Origin of the sequence: Nonomuraea sp. NPDC049714 (genome assembly GCF_044465295.1) — a bacterium.
In the GTDB taxonomy this organism is placed as follows: Bacteria; Actinomycetota; Actinomycetes; order Streptosporangiales; family Streptosporangiaceae; genus Nonomuraea.
In genome coordinates this window covers 785,565-804,113 of sequence record NZ_JBITLM010000002.1, presented here as the reverse complement: position 1 = coordinate 804,113, position 18,549 = coordinate 785,565, and the positions used below count along the sequence as shown (strand labels likewise).

The following is an 18,549-nucleotide window of genomic DNA, read 5'->3' as shown; positions in this document are numbered from 1 at the left end:
CGAGCCGGAACGATTCCGTGCAGGGCACCCTATCGAGGCACAATGGGAGGCATGGACGGGGATCCGGAGCTCGAAGAGTTCGCCACGAGGCTGTTCGACCTGGCCAGGGCGGGTGAGACGGACACCTTGCGGGCTTATGTGGAAGCCGGGGTTCCAGCCGATCTCACCAACGGCAAAGGTGACACTTTGCTGATGCTGGCGGCATACCACGGTCATGCGGCGACGGTCCGGATGCTGGCCGAGCTGGGCGCCGATCCGGACCGGGCCAACGACCGGGGCCAGACGCCGCTCGCGGGGGCGGTGTTCAAGAAAGAGTCTGACGTGGTCAGGGCGCTGCTCGACGCAGGGGCCGAGCCGAGCGCCGGCACTCCCTCGGCGATCGACACGGCCCGGATGTTCGCGAACGAGCAGTTTCTTCAATGGTTCGACCAAAGCGGCTCATAGTATGAAATGAAGGTGAATGGGCTGGAAGTAGCCAACTGTGGCCTTTCGAACGGTCCCTCGTCATGCTGGATGAGTGGCTAATCCTTCGCATCCCTTCAGTAGGCGACCACTCCACATCCCTCCGCTGCCCTGTCCGTTCCCCAATGAGATCAACGGGAACGCCACGGAGGTCGACGCGGAGAGCCACACCTGGCTGGCCGCCCGCAACCTGCTCGCCGGAGCCGACACGATCGAGCACTTCCGGCGCTCCAAGATCGGCATGCTCGCCGCACGCACCAATCCGACCGTGCCACGCGAGAATCTCAGGCTGATCAACGACTGGTACAACTGGCTTTTCGCTTTCGACGACGCGATCTGCGAGGGCGAACGGATAGGGCACCGGGCCGCCTCGCTCGCCCGCGCCCTCCCGCCGCTCCTGGAGATCCTCGACAGGCGCAGAGAGCCGGACAGCACCGACCCGTTCGGTCTCACCCTGCGTGAGCTGCTCGACCGGATCACGGAGTTAGGCAGCCCCGCTCAGGTCGACCGGTGGCGCACCACGGTCAAGGAGTATCTGTTCGCCCAGATCTGGGAGGCCGCCAACCGCGAAGCCGACCTGATCCCCACCCCCGAGGATTACGTGCTGATGCGCCGCATCACCGGCGCCACCTTCACCTGCTTCGCGCTCATCGACATCGCCAGCGGCTATCGGGTCGAAGCCGAAGAGTGGCACCATCCCGATGTGCGCACCCTGTCGGACCTCGCGTGCGACCTCATCGGGTGGGACAACGACCTGCTCTCGTACGCCAAGGAGCGCGACAAGGACAAGGCCAGGCACAACCTCGTCACCGTGCTGGCCACCCACCGGAAGCTGCCCCTCCAGGCGGCGCTCCAAGAAGTCTCGAACATGCACAACGCCGCCATCGCCGCCTTCATCGCGCGGCGCGCGGCACTCGACAGCTGGGCCTCCATGCCGGTCCGCAGGTACGTGCAGGGTCTCGAACACTGGGTACGGGGCCACATCGCCTTCTCGCTCGGCAGCGCCCGCTACGTGCACGCCTGGCCGACGGGCACCCGCTGGCCGCAGGCCGGATAGGACATCCGGCGACGTCAGGCCCCCGCACGGCTCTTCAGGTCCCGGGCCCTGAAGCCGCTCCCGGCGGATCAGCCGGGGTCGTTCTCCGAGGCGTCCAGCTCGCCCAGCGCGAGCGCGGACGCCTCGTCGAGGTCCAGCCTGGCGCCGTCCCCCAACGCCTGCGCGTAAAGATGCTCCCCCATCGCCTTCTGGCACTCCTTGACGCACTGGTCATGGTCGCTGGTCATGAACGGGGCGCCGAGCATGGGCAGGCCGGCGGTCTTCCAGTTCTGCTGCAGCGCTCCCAGCAGCCGGGCGGCCAGTGGCTCCCGCCCCAGGGCGGCGAAGATCCTCGCCGTCGTCTCCAGCACCAGCAGCGTGCCGAGCGTGTCGTGGAAGTGGCGCTTGACGCGTAGCGCCTCCCTGGCGCTCTGCAGCGCATCCCCGGCGCGGCCGGTCGCCAGCTTGGTGAGGGACATGGCCCACTGCGCGTAGGAGCCCACCCACAGCTCACCGCGCTCCTTGCACACCTGCAGGCAATCCTGCAGCAGGGACTCGGCCTCGATGAACTCACCCTGCGCCGACAGCACCAGCGACAGCTCGACGATCGCGGGCAGCAGGCCCGGGTTGAGCTCCTTGTTGTCGGTGTTGAACTCGATCGCCACCCCCAGCAGCGCGCTGGCCTTCTGCAGGTCGCCCTGCAGGACCGCGGCGGTGCCCTGCATCTTGGAGGCGAGGATGACGGCTCGGGAGTCGCCCACCCTGACCGCTTCCTTGCTGCAGCGCTCGGCCGCGTCCAGCGCGCCCACGCTGTCGCCCTGGGCACTGCGCACGTAGGACAGCACCCACAGGGCCTTGCACCGCTCCTTGCTCACGGCGCGGTTGGCCTCCAGCGCCCGCTCCAGATACAGCCGGCCCTCACGCTGGAAGCCGCAGCACACCCACATGAACCAGAGCGACGACAGCAGCCTCAGCGCCAGCACCGACTCGCCGGGCGTGCGCAGCGCGTGCTCCAGCGCCAGCCGCACGTTGTCGTGCTCCTGGCGCATGCGGATGAACCAGTAGACCTGCCTCGGCCCCGACCAGGCGTCCTCGCTGCGCTGCGCCAGATTGAGGTAGTAGGCCAGATGCCGGTGCCGCAGGTCCTGGGTCTGGCCGAGCTTGTCCAGCCACTCCTCGCCGTACTCCGCGAGCGTGTCGATCAGCTTGTAACGGACCCCGGCGTGGTTGCTCCTGATCATCAGGATCGACTTCTCCACCAGCCCGGTGACCAGGTTGGTGATCTCCTCGGCCGGCAGCCGCTCGTCGGCGCACACGAAACGGGCGGCGTCGAGCTCGAAGTCGCCGGAGAACACCGACAGCCGCGCCCACAGCAGCCGCTCGGCGGGCTCGCACAGCTCGTGGCTCCACCCGATGGCCGCGCGCAGCGTCTGGTGCCGCGGCAGCGCCGTCCGGCTCGCGCCCGCCAGCAGGCTGAAGCGGTCGGCCAGCAGACCGAGGATCTGCTCGACGGACAGCGCCCGCAGGCGTACGGCCGCCAGCTCGATCGCGAGCGGGATGCCGTCGAGGCGGCGGCACAGCTCGGCCACCGCGGCGATGTTCTGCTCCTCCAGCACGAAGTCGGGCACCACCGCCCCGGCCCGCGCCGAGAACAACTGCACCGACTCGTTGGTGAACAGGCTCTCCACCGGATCGTCGCCGGGCACCTGCAGCGGCGGCACCGGCACCACGTGCTCGTACGGCAGCTGCAACGACTGGCGGCTGGTGGCCAGCACCTTCAGGTTGGGCGCGGACTCCAGCAGCTCGTGGATCAGCTCGGCGCAGCCCTGCACCAGATGCTCGCAGGTGTCGATGATGAGCAGCATGTCGCGGTCGCCGACCCACTCCGCCAGCGAATCCGTCTCGTTGCGGGAGGACTGGTCGGCGATGCCGAGCGCGGAGGCGATCGTGTGCTTGACCATCCCGGCGTCCTGCAGCCGCGCCAGATCGGCGAACCAGACGCCGTCGGGATACTGCGTCCGGATCTGGTGCGCCAGCCGGAGCACCGTCCGCGACTTGCCGACCCCGCCGATCCCCGTGACGGTCACCAGGCGCGACTCGGCGAGGTGCCGCTTGAGGTTGGCGAGCAGCCGCGTCCGCCCCACGAAGCTGGTCAACTCCGCCGGAAGATTGCCGTCTCGCCGCCATCCTGTCGGGGTGGCCATGGGTAGCCTCACGGGGGGATAGGCGACAAATCTGCGTACGCATCGTACCCCCGCCTTTCTCCCTTGTCCCGGTCCCGGAAAGGCCGCCGGGGTCGGCTTTGTATCACTGAGTAGCATGTATGCCGTGACGGAATTTCTCCCGGAGCAGACCTCCGACGACACCGACCTGGGCTGGGGCGAATGGCGCGAGGCCGACCCCGACGACTTCTACCGGGAGGACAAACCCCCGCACTGGGGCTGATCAGTAGTCCTTGAGCCGGATGTCCGTGGCGAACCGGTCGGTCATCTTCAGCATCGCCCCGAGCAGCAGCCTGCGCTTGAAGATCCAGTTGCGCATGGTGATCCGGGCGGGCGAGCGGGGCGCCAGGAACGGCCCGGCGCTGCCCTGCCTGGCCACCTTGGCGTAGTCGCGAAACTCGCGCTCGTAGCCCGCGAACCCCGCCCGGTGATCGCCGCGCGCGGCCAGCAGCTCTCCCGCCAGCACGTACGCCCCCACGACGGCCAGCCCGGTGCCGAATCCGCCCAGGGTGTTGCCGTAGGCGGCGTCCCCCAGCAACACCACCCGGCCCTCGGCGTAACGGTCCACCTCCACCCGGCTGATCGAGTCGAGATGGACGTCCGGCGCCTCCGGCATCCTGGCCAGGATCTCGGGGATCCGCCAGCCCCCGCCCCGGTAGGCGTCCATCAGGATCCGCCGCTGCTGCTCGACGTCGTAGCGGTCGAAGTCCAGCGGCTCGGAGGCGAAGACGAAGAACGACGGCGCCTTCGGCCCGCCCAGCGTCACCATCCGGCCGGGCTCGTTGTACATCCGGTTGCCGTCTCCGGCGTCGATCTGGGCCAGCGCGTAGTAGTGGCCGAGGAAGCGCACGTACGACTCCTCGGGGCCGAAGGCCAGCCGCCGCACGTTCGAATGGATGCCGTCCGCGCCCACCACCAGGTCGAAGGTGCGCGGCGCGGCCCGCTCGAAGGTGACGCGCACGCCGTCGCCGGTGTCCGTCAGCGAGGCGATGGAGTCGCCGAAGACGTACTCGCACGTGCCCGCGGTCCGCTCGAACAGCAGGGCCGACAGATCGCCGCGCAGGATCTCGATGTCCCCGCCGGTGAACTCTCCCGGCATGACCGCCAGCCGCCTGCCGTCCGCGTCGACGATGACCTGGTCGGTGCCTCCCGTCTGACGTCGCCGTACCTCCTCCAGGATGCCCATGCGTTCCAGCACCGTGAGGTGCGTCGCCCCCTTGAAGTCGACCGCCTGCCCGCCCGTGCGCAGGCCCGGCGCCTTCTCCACCACGGTCACGTCGCAGCCGTAACGGTCGAGCCAGTAGGCGAGCGCGGGGCCGGCGATGCTCGCGCCCGAGATGAGGACCTTCGTGTTCTGCATGGTCACGACTGTGCCGGGACCCGCTGACAGCTCACCTCCCGTCGGCTGACAGCCACGCCTCCGCCTGGTCGAGCACCGTCAGCGCCTCCTTCCGGCCCATCCGAGCCCCCCGCGCGAACTCGCCCGCGAACCCCGCCGCCCCGGCCAGCCGCCGGGCCTCCCCGGCGCTGCGGGCGACCTGGGCGTCACCGGCCACCGCGAGCCCGCGCAATCCCACCGCCATCCCCAGCAGCGCGGCGACCCGCCGCCCCGCCCGCTCCTGCAGATCGGCCGAGGAGACCCTGCCCGCGCCCCGGCGGGCCGGATGCCCTGCCAGCGCCGCCAGGACGGCCTCGGCCTGCCATTCGGCGGCGTCGGCCAGGTCCGAAGCCAGCGGAGACCTGCGCGCCACGGCGAACGCCCGTCTGTAGAGCGCCGACGCGCCATGGCCGCCGCCGGCTTCGTCGGTTGCGCCGTCGGTTGCGCCGTCGGTTGCGCCGTCGGTTGCGTCGGCGGCGGTGCCGTCGGCTGTGTCGTCGGACAGCCGGGCGAGGGCCGCCAGGACGCGGGCCTGGACCTGCCGAGCGCCGAAAGCACCGCTCTGAGTAGCGGCCAATGCCGCCTCCAGCCGCCGGCGGGCCTCGGCCGGATCACCAGCGGCCCAGGCGAGCTCTCCCAGCCCCAGCCCGGCCATGACAGGCGGCTCCGACCGGCCCGCCCGCCCGGCGGCCTCCCCGGCGCGCCGGAAGTCGGCGCTCGCGGCCGCGAGATCACCCGCGCGCATCAGCGCCTCCCCGCGACGAGCCAGTACGTCCGCCGTCTCCTCCAGCGCGCCCAGCTCTTCGAGCAGCTCCAGCGCCTCCCGCCACAGCACCCGGCACCGGTCCCACTCCCCACGCCAGCTCGCGATCACCGCCAGCCAGTCCAGCCCCTGCGCGATGCCCCACCGCTCGCCCAGCGCCCGGAACAGCGCGAGCACCTCCGCCAGCTCCGCCTCGGCCACGGCCGGCTCACCGTCGAGCAACCGCAGCAGGGCCCGGCTCAACCGCCCCAGCGCCACGCCCCACGGATCAGAGCCGAGCACCCAGTCCCGGTCAGGCCCCACCGGCAGGGCCGGCGGCCCCACGGTCATCCCCCACAGCGCGGCGGTGAACGGATGGCGCAGGGGCCGATCCAGCCCGCTCATGAACGCCTCCGCCCGCGCCCAGTGCTCGGGCGCTGCTCGGGGCACGGCATGCAGCACACACATGACGTACGCCTCCTCCAGCCCTGGGACCGGCCCGCCGGTCGCCCTCAGCAGTTCGGCGGCCACCTCCCCGGCCTGGCTCTGCCGCCCGCTCAGCCACCAGTAGGTCGCCAGCGCCAGCACCATCCGCAGCGCCGTCTCCCGATCGTGCCGCACGGCCCAGCGCAGCGCGTCCATCAGGTTCCCGTGCTCAGCGGACAGCAGAGCCAGCCACTCGAGCTGCTCCCCCCGCCGCAGCCGCGGATCGGCCCGCCGGCCCAGCTCCTCGCACCATCGGGCATGCCGCCCGCGTACGCCGTCCTCCTCGGCGGCCTCCGCCAGCCGCTCGGCACAGAACAGCCGAATCGTGTTCAGCATCCGATACCGTCCGCCATCGACCCCGATCAACGACTTGTCCACCAAGTCCGCCAAAACCCCGGCAACGTCCCCCAACTCGCCTGCCGTCTCCCCGATCCCGGCGGGTTCGCTCACCGCCGGCTCGACCGTGGGCCGTGCGCACACCGCCTCGACGGCCGCGATCGTCGCCCCTCCGGCGAACACCGAGAACCGTCTGGCCAGGATCCGCTCCTCAGGGCTGAGCAGGTCCCAGCTCCACTCCACCACCGCCCGCAGCGCCCGATGCCTCGGCGCCCCGGTCCGATCCCCCCGGGACAGCAGCCTGAACCGCCCATGCTCGGTCAGCCGCGCGGCGATCTCCTCGACGTCGAACGACCGCAGCCGCGCCGCCGCCAGCTCGATGGCCAGTGGCAGCCCGTCCAGCGCGGCGCAGATCCGCAGCACCGCGTCCACGTTGTCCTGCCGCACCTCGAACGCCGGCCGCACGGCCGCCGCCCGGTCGGCGAACAACCGCACGGCGGGATACCGGAGCGCCTCCACCGCCGCCGGGTGGTCGTCGGGGGCTGTGGGGTCAGGGGGAACCTGGATGGCGTCAGCTGGGTCGGTGGGGTCGGGCGGGGGGAGGGCCAGCGGTGTCAGCGGCACGAGGGCTTCGCCGGTGAGGCCCAGCGGCTCCCGGCTGGTGGCCAGGACATGCAGCCGGGGACACTCGGTCAGCAGCGTGCGGACCAGTTGGGCGGCGGGGGCGATGAGATGTTCGCAGTTGTCCAGGACGATCAGTGTGTCCCGCTCCGCGAGCGCCGACACCAGGCGCCGGACGGGGTCACGCAACCGCGGCGTCCGCAGCCCGCTGTCCCGCAGCCCCAGCGCCCCCAGCACCGCCAGCGCCACCTGTTCCACCTGCCCCACCTGCCCCGCTTGCTCCCCCTGCTCTACCTGCTCCTTCCCAGGAGGACAGGCAGCCATGGTGTCCTTCGCTCCGGCGGTGGAGGGTGTATGTCCGCAGGCGGCCGGCGCGTGCCGGGTGGTCGGCGGGTCGGCTGTCAGGGCCGATGTGAGGTCCGGGGGGAGGGAGGACAGGTCGACGAAGTACGTCTCGTGGTCGGCCCGAGTGGCGGCCTCGATGGCCAGCCGGGTCTTCCCCATGCCACCGGGCCCGACGATCGTGCGTAGCCGGGAGCCGTGCGAGGCGAGGAGACCCAGGTCGGGTTCGCGCCCCACGAAGCTGGTCAGCTGCGCCGGCAGCCTCCGGGGCGCCGGCGCGGGCGGGGAGGCACGCAGGACGGCGAGGTGGGCGGCGGCGAGCTCGGGGGAGGGGTCCGCGCCGAGCTCGTCGGCGAGCAGGCGGCGGCCTTCCTCGAACGCCGCGAGCGCCTCCGCCTGCCGCCCGTCCACGTGCAGCGCGCGCATCAACTGGGCTCTGAACCGCTCGCGCAAGGGATGGGCCGACACCAGCCGCCGCAGCTCCGCCACCGAGGCGCCCGCGGGCAGGGCGAGCTCCGCCTCCGCGAGATCCTCCCTGGCGGTCAGCCGCAGCTCTTCCAGCCGTGCCGCCTGCGCCCGCCCGAACGGCAGGTCGGGGAGGGCGGGCCCGTGCCAGAGCCCGAGCGCCTGGCGGAGCGTCGCGGCGGCGGCGTCGGGCCGGCCCGCCGCCAGCAGCTGCCGCCCCTGCCCGGCCAGCCGCTCGAACCGGTGCGCGTCCACCGTGTCGGGGTCCACGGCGAGCAGATAGCCGCTGCCCCGGAACTCGATCAGCCCGGCCCCCAGAGCGCGCCGCAACCGGGACACCTGCGCCTGCACGGCGTTGGCGGCGCCGGCCGGCGGGTCCTCGCCGTACTGGCCGTCGATCAGGGCCTCGACGCCGACCACCCGTCCGGCGTTCAGCAGCAGCATCACCAGCAGGGCGCGCGGCCGCGGCCCGCCGACGGGGATCGACTCCCCGCCGGGGCCGCGCACCTCCAAAGGACCCAGGACGCCGAACCGCATGGACGCCAGTATCTAGCTGACCACGTCCTTACGGCGAAACCGGACGAAGGCGACGGCGATGAGGAGGGCCGCGTACGTGATCGACAGTGACGCGCCCCTGATCATGCCGCTCCAGTCCAGCTCCGGCGCGAGGGTGTCGAACCAGGCGTTGTTCCAGAAGGTCGGCAGGAACTCGCGCAGCGCGCCCAGCGCCTCCACCGCCTGCAGGATGGTGCAGATGATCCACAGGCCCACCGCCCCGCCCACCGCGCCGAGCGGCGAGTCGGTGGTGGTGGAGATGAGGAAGGCCAGGGCCGCCACGACGAGCTGGCTGACCAGGGCGTAGCCGATGGCGATGCCGAACCGGGGCAGGACGTCGAACGCCGGGATGGTCTCCCCCGTACCGGGCACCTGGATGTCGGCCCAGCCGAACGCCAGCGTGCCCGCGAGCAGCGCCATCAGCGGCAGGCAGATCACGGCGGCGGCGGAGTAGCCGAGTGCCACGATGAGCTTCTGCCGCAGCAGCCGGTCGCGTGGCACCGGCGCCGCCAGAAGGTAGCGGAGGGAGGACCAGCCGGCCTCGCTGGCCACGGTGTCACCGCAGAACAGGGCGACGGCGACGACCAGCAGGAAGCTCGCGGAGACCGACAGGGCGAACGCCGCGAAGTTGAGGCCGCTCGCGGTGGCCAGGTCGGAGATGCGCAGCGCCGACTGCTGGTTGCCGCTGCCCTGCGGGCCGAACTGGAAGGCCACCACGAGGATCCACGGCAGCGCCAGCAGCAGCCCGAACATGACCAGGGTGCGCCGCCGCTTGAACTGCCGGACGATCTCGACCCTCAGCGGAAGGGTGCGGCCGGGCGCGTAGCCCGTCGCGACGGTCATGCCTTGTCTCCGATCAGGTCCAGGAACACGTCTTCGAGGCGCGAGCCCTGCCCGTTGCCGTGCCCGTTGCCCTGCCCATTGCCCTGCCCGTTGGTGGCGGCGGAGCCGAGGAGTGCCGACACCGGGCCGGTGGACACCAGCTTGCCCCGGTGCATGACGACGACGTGCGTGCAGGTCTGCTCGACCTCGGCCAGCAGGTGGCTGGAGACGATCACCGTACGGCCGTCACGCGCGTAGCGCTTGAGCACCTCGCGCATCTCCCTGATCTGGGGCGGGTCGAGGCCGTTGGTGGGCTCGTCCAGGACGAGCAGGTCCGGCATGCCGAGCATGGCCTGCGCGATCGCCAGGCGCTGGCGCATGCCCTGCGAGTAGGTGCGTACGGCCCGGTCCAGGGCCTTGCCGAGCCCCGCGATCGCCAGCGCCTCGTCGAACCGGGCGTCGGCGGCGGGGCGGCCGGTGGCGGCCCAGTAGAGATGGAGGTTGTCGCGGCCGGACAGGTGGGGCAGGAACCCGGGCCCTTCGACGAACGCGCCGAGCCGGGACAGCACCGGCGCCCCCGGAGTGACCGTTTCACCAAATATCCGGATCTGGCCGTCGTCGGGGCGGATGAGGCCCAGCATCATCCGCATCGTGGTCGTCTTACCGGCGCCGTTCGGCCCGAGCAGCCCCAGCACCTCGCCCTGCTCGACCCGGAACGACAGCCCGTCGACGGCCAGCTCGCCGTTGCGGTAGGCCTTGGTGAGCCCGCTGATCTCCAGCGGAGCCACCGGCTCGTCCGGCGTGGCGGTGGACGGTGCGCCGGTGGACGGCGTGGCGGTCCGCCTGCGGCCGGTGGCCAGCAGGACGGCGGCGACCACGATCGCGGCCAGCGGCATCGCCCACACCCACCACGCGATCCCGGTCACCGGGGCGGCCAGCGTGGCCACCGTCGGGACCGCCAACGCGGGGGAGGCCAGGCCGATCCGGTAGGAGGAGGGCTCGGCGGGCGTGGCGAACCCCATGTCGGTGGTCGCCACCACCAGCCTGAGCCGGTGCCCGACGGCGAAGCGGTGGTCCACGACCGGCAGCTTGACGTCGACCTCGACGGACTCGGCCCCGTCGGGGACGGTCACCCGCAGCGGGGAGACCAGGCCGGCGGGCAGAACGGGCGGCTGGAGGGAGTCGGCGACGTCGAAGAGCTTGGCGAACAACGTCACCTCGCCGCTGCCGTACACCCTGATCTTGGCCGTCGCGCTGCCGGTGAGCTGGAGCGGGGCGGTGAGCGGAGGGGACTCGAAGGCGGCGCTCTGGCCGGGCATGTCGAGCGAGACGCTCACGTTGCCCTGGCCGCCCAGCAGGCCGCTGACGCCCGGCACGGTGGAGATCGAGGCGGGGGAGCCACCGGGCGGGTTGACGATGTTCTGCTCCGGGCCGCCGAGCGTGACGGTGGTGACGTCGGTGCCGCTCAGGCCGGGGTAGGCGGCGGCCTCGGGATGCATGCGGATGCGCTGGCGGGTGCCGGGGTCGCGGCCGCCGTCGCGGGTGACGGTGAAGGCGCTGACGGAGGCGGGCTCGTCCTTGAGGTGGTGGGCGAACCAGGCGGTCGTCTGCTCGTGCAGCCAGTCCACCTCGCCGTTGCCGCCGTCATGGCCGCCGTCGAACCAGGCCAGGCTGACCGGGGTGCCGGCGGCGGCGATGGCCCTGGCGTTGGCGTCGGCGTGCTCCAGCGGGAACAGCGAGTCGCGCTGGCCCTGGACGAGCAGCGTCGGCGCCTTGATCCGCCCGGCCACCGCCACGGGGCTGGACCTGCTCAGCAACGCCACCGCCTCGGGCGTGGCCCGGCCGGTCTTGGCGACCTCCTGGTAGACCTCGCAGATGGCGGGCAGGAACCGGCCGCACCTCGCCTGCTCGGCGGTCAGCGCCTCGGGCTGCCGGTTGAGGGCCTCCAGGCCCTGCGGGGCACCGCCGCCGCCCCGGCCGAAGAAGATGCCCGCCCACATGCGCTTGAACACGCCGTTCTCGGGGCCCTTGCCGGTGGCGTCCGGGAACAGCGCGTCGGCCAGGTCGGACCAGGTGATCTGCGGCACGATCGCGTCGACCCGGGGGTCGTGCGCGGCCGTCATCAGCGCGATGGAGCCGCCGTAGGAGCCGCCCGTGATGCCCACGCGCGGATCGCCGGAGGCGTCGAGCCGGACCTCGGGCCGCTTGGCCAGCCAGTCGATGAGCTGCTTGACGTCCTTGACCTCGTAGTCGGCGGAGTTGAGCGCTATCTCGCCGGTCGAGCGGCCGAAGCCGCGCGCGGACCAGGTGAGCACGGCGTAGCCCGCCTCGGCCAGGCGGACGGCCTCCTCGCGGACGCTCAGCTTGCTGCCGCCGAAACCGTGCGCGACGAGCACCGCGGGCGCCTTCCCGCCGCCGGGCGGGGCGAAGAAGGTCGTGTCGAGCTCGACACGCTGGTCGTCGGCGGGTCCGTCGACGACGGTGATCCGCTGGTGCAGACCGCTGACCTCCGGCCCTGACGGCCACACCGACCACGTCATCACCCCCACAAGGGCGAGCACCGCGACCAGCACGGCCGTACGTTTCATGGCGGTGAGCCTACTTTCCGCACCTGAGAGATCGCTGAGACGGCCGGATGGCTCCAGGTGACACCGTGACCGAAACTTTGCCGGGCGAGGGGTGTAGCGGCCCCCGGGTCCGATGACCGTAAGATTTCGGCCGTGAAGTCACCAGCGACGCTCAAGAAGGCCGCCCAGTGGGCCTTGCCTTACTGGACCAGAGGCCCGGCGGGCCGTGCGACGCCGCCTGATCTGTTCCGGTTGCTCTACGTCGGGTGGCTGGTGGCGTTCTCGCTCAAGGTGCTCGGCTCGGCCTGGGACGTGTCCTGGCACTTCATGTGGCTGCGCGACGACCTGGCCCCGCCCCACCTGCTCAACTCCGTCGGCACCGCCATCGTCCTCGCGCTGACGATCATCCACGGCTACACCGGCTACGGCGTCGACCGGGCGGCGCTGCGGCTGATCCAGTGGGGCACCGGCATCTTCCTGGTCGCGGTGCCGCTCGACCTGATCAACCACCGGATCAACGGGCTGGACATCACATCCTGGAGCCCGTCGCACCTCGCGCTGTACATCGGCACGTTCTTCATGATCGCGGGCGTGGTGCGTGGCTGGTTCGTGGGCGCGCCGCCGGGGCGGACGCGCACGGTGATGCTCGGCGCGTTCCTCGCGTTCTTCCTGGAGAACGTGCACTTCCCCGAGCAGCACCAGGAGTACGGCATCCTGTCGCTCGGGGCGTGGGACAACGGCGTCGTCTACGCCGAGAAGATCCTCCTGGACTTCGCCGCCGAGCAGATGGGCCGTCCGGTCGACCGCATCATGGTCACCAACTTCACGCTGCCCGTCCCCGATCTCCTCTACCCGGTGTACGCGGTCGTCGTCGGCCTCGGGGTGCTGGTGGCCGCCCGGATGATGATCGGCAGGTTCGGCGCGGCGACGCTGGTGGCGGCGGCGTACGTGGGCGTCCGCGTGCTGTTCTGGCCGATGCTCACCTTCACCGGGTTCCCGCCGTCGGCGTTGCCGCTGTTCCTGGTGGCCGCCGGGCTCTGCGTGGACCTGGCCTTCCTGCTCCGGCATCCGCTGGTGCGGGCCGTGCTCGGGTCCGTCGTGGTGACGGCCGCCGTCTACGGCGGCCTGGCCGCGCAGAGCGCGCTCATGGGACCGGTGTACGGCCTTCTCCTGGGCCAGGACGACCTGCTGGGGGCGCCGCCCCTGGCCACGGAGTCGGCCGTCTGGGCCGGGCCGGGCCTGCTGGTCGTCTGGCTGGCGTGTGAGTGGTACGCGACCCGGCGTCAGCCGATGGAGGCCCGTGTGATCGCCACCGCCACGCCGTAGGCCAGCCCCATCACGGCCAGCTCCGCCGTCGCCCAGCCGGCGACGGCCATGGCCTCGCCCCTGCGGATGCCGGGCATCAGCCGGAACCGGATGTGCGCCGCCAGCGGCACCAGCAGCGCGGTCAGCGTCACCTTGATCACCACGAGGATGCCGTACTGGCTGGTCAGGATCGCCGCGGGCAGCTCGACGCCGGGCGTGAGCGCCATCGTGCCGAGCCCGCTCACCAGCCCGGACGCGCCCACCATGAGCAGGCAGACGGTCGCCAGCCGGGAGAAGCGAGGCAGCACGACGGCCAGCAGTTCCCTGCGCGAGGCGACGAACACGGCCGTCGCCACCAGGCCGCCCGTCCACGCGGCGGCGCCCATGACGTGCACCTCCATCATGATCATGATGGGGTCGTGCCAGACGGAGTTGACGGCGTGCCCGGTCACCGGGATGGGCAGCAGGCCGAACAGGGCGACGATGATGCGCAGCTCGGCCGGCACCTTCTCGCCGAAGCGCACCGCCATCAACCCGATCCCCGCGGCGGCCAGCGCGCAGGCGGCGCTGAAGAGCAGCCCCTGGCCGGTGCCGACGGTGTCGACGTAGGAGGCGATCATGCCGAGCGTGGGGACGCTCCCGGGATTGAGCTCGGCCGTCTGGAGCACGATCGTCAGCAGGGCGCAGACGGCCCACGCCCAGGCGGCGGTGACCGCGAGCGGCCGTACCCGGCGCATGACCGGCTCGGTCTTGTCGGGCGCGTCGAAGCCGAGCAGCTTGGCCAGCAGGCTCAGCCCGACCACGGCCACGGCCGAGACGTCGAGCAGCACCCGCACCACGGGGAGCCCCACCGTCACCACGAGCCCCGGCATCGGGATGCCGGGCACGGACTCCTGGGCGGTGAGCGTGCCGGCCACCACGGCGGCCACGACCGCGCACACGGCGAACGCCCCGCCGCTCAGCAGCCCGCCGATCCGCTGGTCACGAGGGGTGTCGATGAGCGTCACGCGCGCGTCCCCTCCTCCGGCCGCCCCGGCACACCGCCGATCCGGACCGCGTCCGCCGCGTCCGCCGCGTCGGTCGGGTCGGTCCGGTCAGCCGGGTCGGTCGCGTCGGCCGCGTCCGTCGGGTCGGGTGCGTCGGCCGGCGGGCGGGGGTTGGCGCGGCGCAGGGCCACGGCGGTGCCCGCCGCCAGCACCAGCAGGGCGGCCACGATCCACACCACGGCCATGCCCGCGCCGCCGTTCGCGGCGGCCTCCGCCGCCGCGGCTCCGGCGTCCGGCTGGGCTCCGGCGTCCCGGTCGGCTCCGGCGTTCCGCGGGGCCGCAGCATCAGGCTGGGCCGCGGCGTCCGGGTCGGTACCGGCCTCCTGCGGGGCCCCGGTGGGCGCGCCTTCGCCGGCGAGGGTGAAGCCGATCTTGCCGGTGACCGGGTGCCCGTCGGCCGACAGGATCCGGTAGCCGACCACGTACGCGCCGGCCGTCGTCAGCGGCTTCACCTTGACCGTCACCCGCTCGGCGGCCACCGTCGTCGCCCCGTCGGCCCACGCCGACCCGTCCGCGCCGGTCACGCCGATCTGCGCGTAGCCCTGGCGCACCGGCTGGTCGAACACCAGCGTGATCTGCCCGGGCGGCGCCGACAGCGTCGCCCCGTCCTTGGGGTCGCTGCTGATCAGCACGTTGTGCGCCTGAGCGGGGGGAGCGATCGCCATCGCCGCGCAGGCGAGCAGCAGGACCGTGACTAGCCGCCTCACCGATCAAAACCTTCCGTCGATCGCCGTCCGAACCCGTCTATGGTCCCACCCTCGTCAGACCCGTTCGGCGGTGCGGCCACCGTCCTGCGCTCAGAGGTCAGCCACGGCCACGCCCAGCTCCATGACGGCCGCCGTACGGACGAGCTGGGTGACGCGGCGGCGCGACAGGACCTTGCCGTGCACGTTGATCTGGATCGCCAGCCCGTCGATGAGCGCGAAGATCCGCCAGGTGGAGGCCTCCGGGTCGGCACAGGTGAAGACGCCCGACTCCACCCCGGCCTCGATGATGCCGCGCAGCACCATCCGCCCCTGCAGCTCCAGCAGCCGTGAGGTCTCCTCCATGTCGTCGCTGCGCATCGACTCCGCCCAGGCGTCGATCCACAGCCGCCAGCCCTCGGAGGAGCCGGCGGGGGAGCAGAGCCGGAGCAGCGCCCGTAGCCGCTCCAGCGGTGGCCGCTGCGACCGCTCGACCCCGTTCAGCGCTTCCAGGTGACGTCTGGCCGCGTACGAGAACGCCTGGGCGAAAAGCCGGTCCTTCGTTTCGAAGTGGTAGAAGAGCAAGCCCTGGCTGACACCGGCGGCTCGGGCGATGTCCATCGTTCGGGTATGGCCGAAACCTTGAGCCGCGATGACCTCGCAAGCGGTTGCCAACAAATCCTCGCGCCGTAACCGGCTGAAACCTGGAGTCACATGTGTTCACTTTAATCACTACGCAAAGGCATTTGTAGGACAAAGCGGGCGCCGAGGTCGGAGTCTTCGATCGTAAGAGAGCCGTTATGCGCACGCGCTATTTCACGGGCGATGGGCAGGCCCAGTCCGGTGCCGCCGGCGTCGCGGCTGCGCGCGGCGTTCAGCCGGACGAATCTCTGGAAGACCTTCTCGCGATGTTCGGGCGGAATGCCCTCGCCGTCGTCGACGACCTCCAGCACGGCCAGTCCTCCGTGCGCGCGCACGGTCACCCTGATCATGGACTCGGCGTGCCGTTCGGCGTTGTCCAGCAGGTTGGTGAGCAGCCTGGACAGCCGGATCCTGTCCCCGGACACCACCACGCCGGGGCTCAGGCCCCGCCTGACGCGCTTGGTCCGCGGCCGTCGCGCCAGCTCCTCCTGCACCAGGTCGGCCAGGTCCACGGGCTCGGCGGCCAGGGGCGCGCTGGCCTCCAGCCTGGCCAGGGCGAGCAGGTCGGTGACGATGGCCTCCAGCCGCTCCAGGCTCGCCAGCACCGTCCGGCCGGTGTCGGGCCAGTCGGTGCCCTCCGGGTAGAGCAGGGCCTCCTCGATCTGGGCGCGCATCGCGGTGATCGGGCTGCGCAGGTCGTGCGAGGCGTCGGAGGCGAACTTGCGCTGCTGCTCCACCGCCCGCTCCAGCCGGTCCAGCGTCTGGTTGACGGTGCGGGCCAGGTCGTCGAGCTCGTCCTGGTGCGTCGAGCGCGGGACCCGGCGCTCCAGGTCGGTGGCGGTGATCTCGGCGAGCTCGCTCTTGATGGCCTTCACCGGCTCCAGCGCCTTGCCCGCGGTCACCGAGGCCACGTTGGCCGTGACGAGCGAGACGGCCAGCACGCCGAGCAGCATGCCGAGCACGTACTCCAGGCTGATGTAGTAGTGCACGTCGGGCGCGTAGGCGTACACCATCCAGCTTTCGCCGCGCACGGGCACCCAGTAGCCGACGGTGATCAGGCAGTGCTCGCCCGGGAGCCGGTCGGTGCAGGTCCGGCCGTCCACGCGCATGGCGTCGCCCTCGACCTTCGCCCTGGTCAGCGCGGGCAAGCCGAGCAGCGAGGAGCTGGCCTGGCGGACCACGCCCCGGTCGTCGATCACCTGGATGAGGTCGACGCTCTCGGTGACGGCCACCGGCTTGAGGTCGTCCGGCGCGCGCCGCTCGACGTCGAAGGCGACCCGGCGCGCGGCCTGCGCCGCCTGCTCGGTCACATAATTGGCGAGCAGGGTGTACAGCAGCGGGGTGGCCAGCACCACGCCGAGCAGGCCGGCGCAGAGCGTCGTCAGCAGGGTCACCACGGTCAGGCGGCGGCGCACCGACCATCGGGTGAGAGACCATCGCAGAAACAAGGCTCAGCCCTGCCGGAGCGGCAACCGCAGCACGAACCGGGCGCCCCTGTCGGAATCCTCGATGGTGAGAGCGCCGCCGTGCGTCTCGGCGATGTCGCGGGCGATGGCCAGGCCGAGTCCCGTGCCCCCGGCGTCGCGGTTGCGTGAGGCGTCCAGCCTGGTGAATCTCCGGAAGACCTCCTCCCGCTGTTCGGGCGCGATGCCGCCGCCGTCGTCCAGCACCTCCAGGGTGGCCTGGCCGTTCCTCCGGACGGTGACGCAGATCATCCTCTCGGCGTGCCGCTCGGCGTTGTCGAGCAGGTTCGTCAGCAGGCGGGCGAGCCTGAGCCGGTCGCCGGTGACCGTCACGCCCGACTGCAGGGTGATGACCACGAGCTTGGAACGGTGCCTGGCGGTCTCCACGGTGACCAGCTCGGACAGGTCCACCGGCTCCTTGGCGGCGATCGTGCCCGCGTCGAGTTTGGCCAGCGTGAGCAGGTCGGTGACCAGGGCCTGCAGCCGCTCCAGGCTTGCCAGCAGGGCCCGGCCGGTCTCGGGCCAGTCGGTGTCGTTCGGGTAGAGCAGGGCCTCCTCGATCTGGGTGCGCATGGCGGTGATCGGGCTGCGCAGGTCGTGCGAGGCGTCGGAGGCGAACCTGCGCTGCTGCTCCATCGCCGCCTCCAGCCGCTCCAGCGTCTGGTTGGCGGTCTCGGCCAGGGCCCGGATCTCGTCGTCGTTGGCGGGCACCGGCACGCGCATGCCGCCGCCGCCGGCGGAGATCTCGGCCAGGTAGGCGCGGATCCGATCCACCGGCGCGAGCGTCTTGGCCACGACCCGGGAGACACCGAACCAGGTCAGTCCCACCAGCCCGAGAGAGAGTACGAGCAGGGTGGCGGGCACGCTCGGGGTGACGTACCAGGGGACCGCCTTCTGGGTGGCGTAGACCAGCCAGTCGCCCGCCGGCCGATAGACGCGGACGACGACCAGGACGTTGCACTGGCCAGGGTAGGTGGGCAGGTCGCACGTCTCCAGGAGCATTCTGGCCCCGCGGGTGGGTTCGAGCGTGCTCATGCGCGGTGCTCCGGCGAGGTCCTGTGTCGAGGACACCAGCTGTCCCCGGTCGTCGATCACCTGGATGCTGGGCTGGCCGGAACGCAGGACGTCGGGCAGCCGGTCCCGTTCGATCAGGTGGACCACCCGCAGGGCGGCTCCCGACACCGCGACCCGCTGTTCGTGGGCGGCCGAGGAGTGCAGCATGTAGAGCAGGAAGGAGCTGACCGCGACGCAGAGCAGCGCCATGGCCACGCTGGCGAACAACGTCAGCCGCGCGCGCACGGACGTGCCGAACGGTGTGATCACGCCTTTCCCCCCGGTAACCAGGTGATCACATTAAGTCGCTACGATTCCAATTA

The 18,549-nt window shown here is 71.7% G+C and carries 13 protein-coding genes; 3 read left to right on the top strand and 10 right to left on the bottom strand.

Annotated features, from left to right (window positions below; genetic code table 11):
* Nucleotides 1–42 precede the first annotated feature (42 nt).
* Both ACIBQX_RS10620 and ACIBQX_RS10615 read left to right on the top strand, forming a co-directional pair.
* On the top strand, nt 43–444 hold the full coding sequence (locus ACIBQX_RS10620) for an ankyrin repeat domain-containing protein (protein ID WP_397002858.1): 402 nt from the start codon (nt 43–45) through the stop codon (nt 442–444).
* 73 nt (nt 445–517) lie between these two features.
* Nucleotides 518–1,519, top strand: a complete 1,002-nt coding sequence (locus tag ACIBQX_RS10615) for a hypothetical protein (RefSeq protein WP_397002856.1) — start codon at nt 518–520, stop codon at nt 1,517–1,519.
* 68 nt (nt 1,520–1,587) lie between these two features.
* Here the strand turns inward: ACIBQX_RS10615 and ACIBQX_RS10610 are convergent, their stop codons facing one another.
* The 5 genes from ACIBQX_RS10610 to ACIBQX_RS10590 all read right to left on the bottom strand — a co-directional run bounded on the left by ACIBQX_RS10610 (nt 1,588) and on the right by ACIBQX_RS10590 (nt 12,055).
* On the bottom strand, nt 1,588–3,654 hold the full coding sequence (locus tag ACIBQX_RS10610; RefSeq protein WP_397002854.1) for an ATP-binding protein: 2,067 nt from the start codon (nt 3,652–3,654) through the stop codon (nt 1,588–1,590).
* 289 nt (nt 3,655–3,943) lie between these two features.
* A complete protein-coding gene (locus tag ACIBQX_RS10605) occupies nt 3,944–5,080 on the bottom strand; it encodes an FAD-dependent monooxygenase (RefSeq protein ID WP_397002852.1) in 1,137 nt (378 codons plus the stop codon).
* A gap of 31 nt (nt 5,081–5,111) precedes the next feature.
* Nucleotides 5,112–8,627, bottom strand: a complete 3,516-nt coding sequence (locus tag ACIBQX_RS10600) for a BTAD domain-containing putative transcriptional regulator (protein WP_397002850.1) — start codon at nt 8,625–8,627, stop codon at nt 5,112–5,114.
* Between the two features lie 12 nt (nt 8,628–8,639).
* Nucleotides 8,640–9,488 carry an ABC transporter permease gene (locus ACIBQX_RS10595; RefSeq protein WP_397002848.1) on the bottom strand — a complete coding sequence of 283 codons (849 nt, stop codon included), beginning with the start codon at nt 9,486–9,488 and terminating at the stop codon, nt 8,640–8,642.
* Nucleotides 9,485–12,055, bottom strand: a complete 2,571-nt coding sequence (locus ACIBQX_RS10590; protein ID WP_397002846.1) for an alpha/beta fold hydrolase — start codon at nt 12,053–12,055, stop codon at nt 9,485–9,487. The genes ACIBQX_RS10595 and ACIBQX_RS10590 overlap by 4 nt, the downstream gene beginning before the upstream one ends.
* Before the next feature lie 132 nt (nt 12,056–12,187).
* Between ACIBQX_RS10590 and ACIBQX_RS10585 the strand changes: the two genes are divergently transcribed.
* On the top strand, nt 12,188–13,360 hold the full coding sequence (locus ACIBQX_RS10585) for a hypothetical protein (protein ID WP_397002844.1): 1,173 nt from the start codon (nt 12,188–12,190) through the stop codon (nt 13,358–13,360).
* Here the strand turns inward: ACIBQX_RS10585 and ACIBQX_RS10580 are convergent.
* From ACIBQX_RS10580 to ACIBQX_RS10560, 5 genes are all read right to left on the bottom strand, one after another.
* Nucleotides 13,318–14,346, bottom strand: a complete 1,029-nt coding sequence (locus ACIBQX_RS10580; RefSeq protein WP_397002842.1) for a copper resistance D family protein — start codon at nt 14,344–14,346, stop codon at nt 13,318–13,320. The two genes, ACIBQX_RS10585 and ACIBQX_RS10580, sit on opposite strands and share 43 nt — an antisense overlap.
* Nucleotides 14,343–15,092 (bottom strand): copper resistance protein CopC, encoded by a 750-nt coding sequence (locus ACIBQX_RS10575; protein WP_397002840.1) that lies wholly within the window; start codon nt 15,090–15,092, stop codon nt 14,343–14,345. The genes ACIBQX_RS10580 and ACIBQX_RS10575 overlap by 4 nt, the downstream gene beginning before the upstream one ends.
* Before the next feature lie 90 nt (nt 15,093–15,182).
* On the bottom strand, nt 15,183–15,782 hold the full coding sequence (locus ACIBQX_RS10570) for a TetR/AcrR family transcriptional regulator (protein ID WP_397002838.1): 600 nt from the start codon (nt 15,780–15,782) through the stop codon (nt 15,183–15,185).
* Nucleotides 15,783–15,793: 11 nt separating this feature from the next.
* A complete protein-coding gene (locus tag ACIBQX_RS10565; RefSeq protein WP_397002836.1) occupies nt 15,794–17,125 on the bottom strand; it encodes a sensor histidine kinase in 1,332 nt (443 codons plus the stop codon).
* A gap of 36 nt (nt 17,126–17,161) precedes the next feature.
* Nucleotides 17,162–18,496 carry a sensor histidine kinase gene (locus ACIBQX_RS10560; protein WP_397002834.1) on the bottom strand — a complete coding sequence of 445 codons (1,335 nt, stop codon included), beginning with the start codon at nt 18,494–18,496 and terminating at the stop codon, nt 17,162–17,164.
* Between the last annotated feature and the right edge of the window lie 53 nt (nt 18,497–18,549).

Coding starts and splice junctions, on each gene's coding strand:
- ACIBQX_RS10620 (WP_397002858.1), top strand. CDS start 43: ATGGGAGGCATGGACGGGGATCCGGAGCTCGAAGAGTTCGCCACGAGG.
- ACIBQX_RS10590 (WP_397002846.1), bottom strand. CDS start 12,055: ATGAAACGTACGGCCGTGCTGGTCGCGGTGCTCGCCCTTGTGGGGGTG.
- ACIBQX_RS10600 (WP_397002850.1), bottom strand. CDS start 8,627: ATGCGGTTCGGCGTCCTGGGTCCTTTGGAGGTGCGCGGCCCCGGCGGG.
- ACIBQX_RS10595 (WP_397002848.1), bottom strand. CDS start 9,488: ATGACCGTCGCGACGGGCTACGCGCCCGGCCGCACCCTTCCGCTGAGG.
- ACIBQX_RS10605 (WP_397002852.1), bottom strand. CDS start 5,080: ATGCAGAACACGAAGGTCCTCATCTCGGGCGCGAGCATCGCCGGCCCC.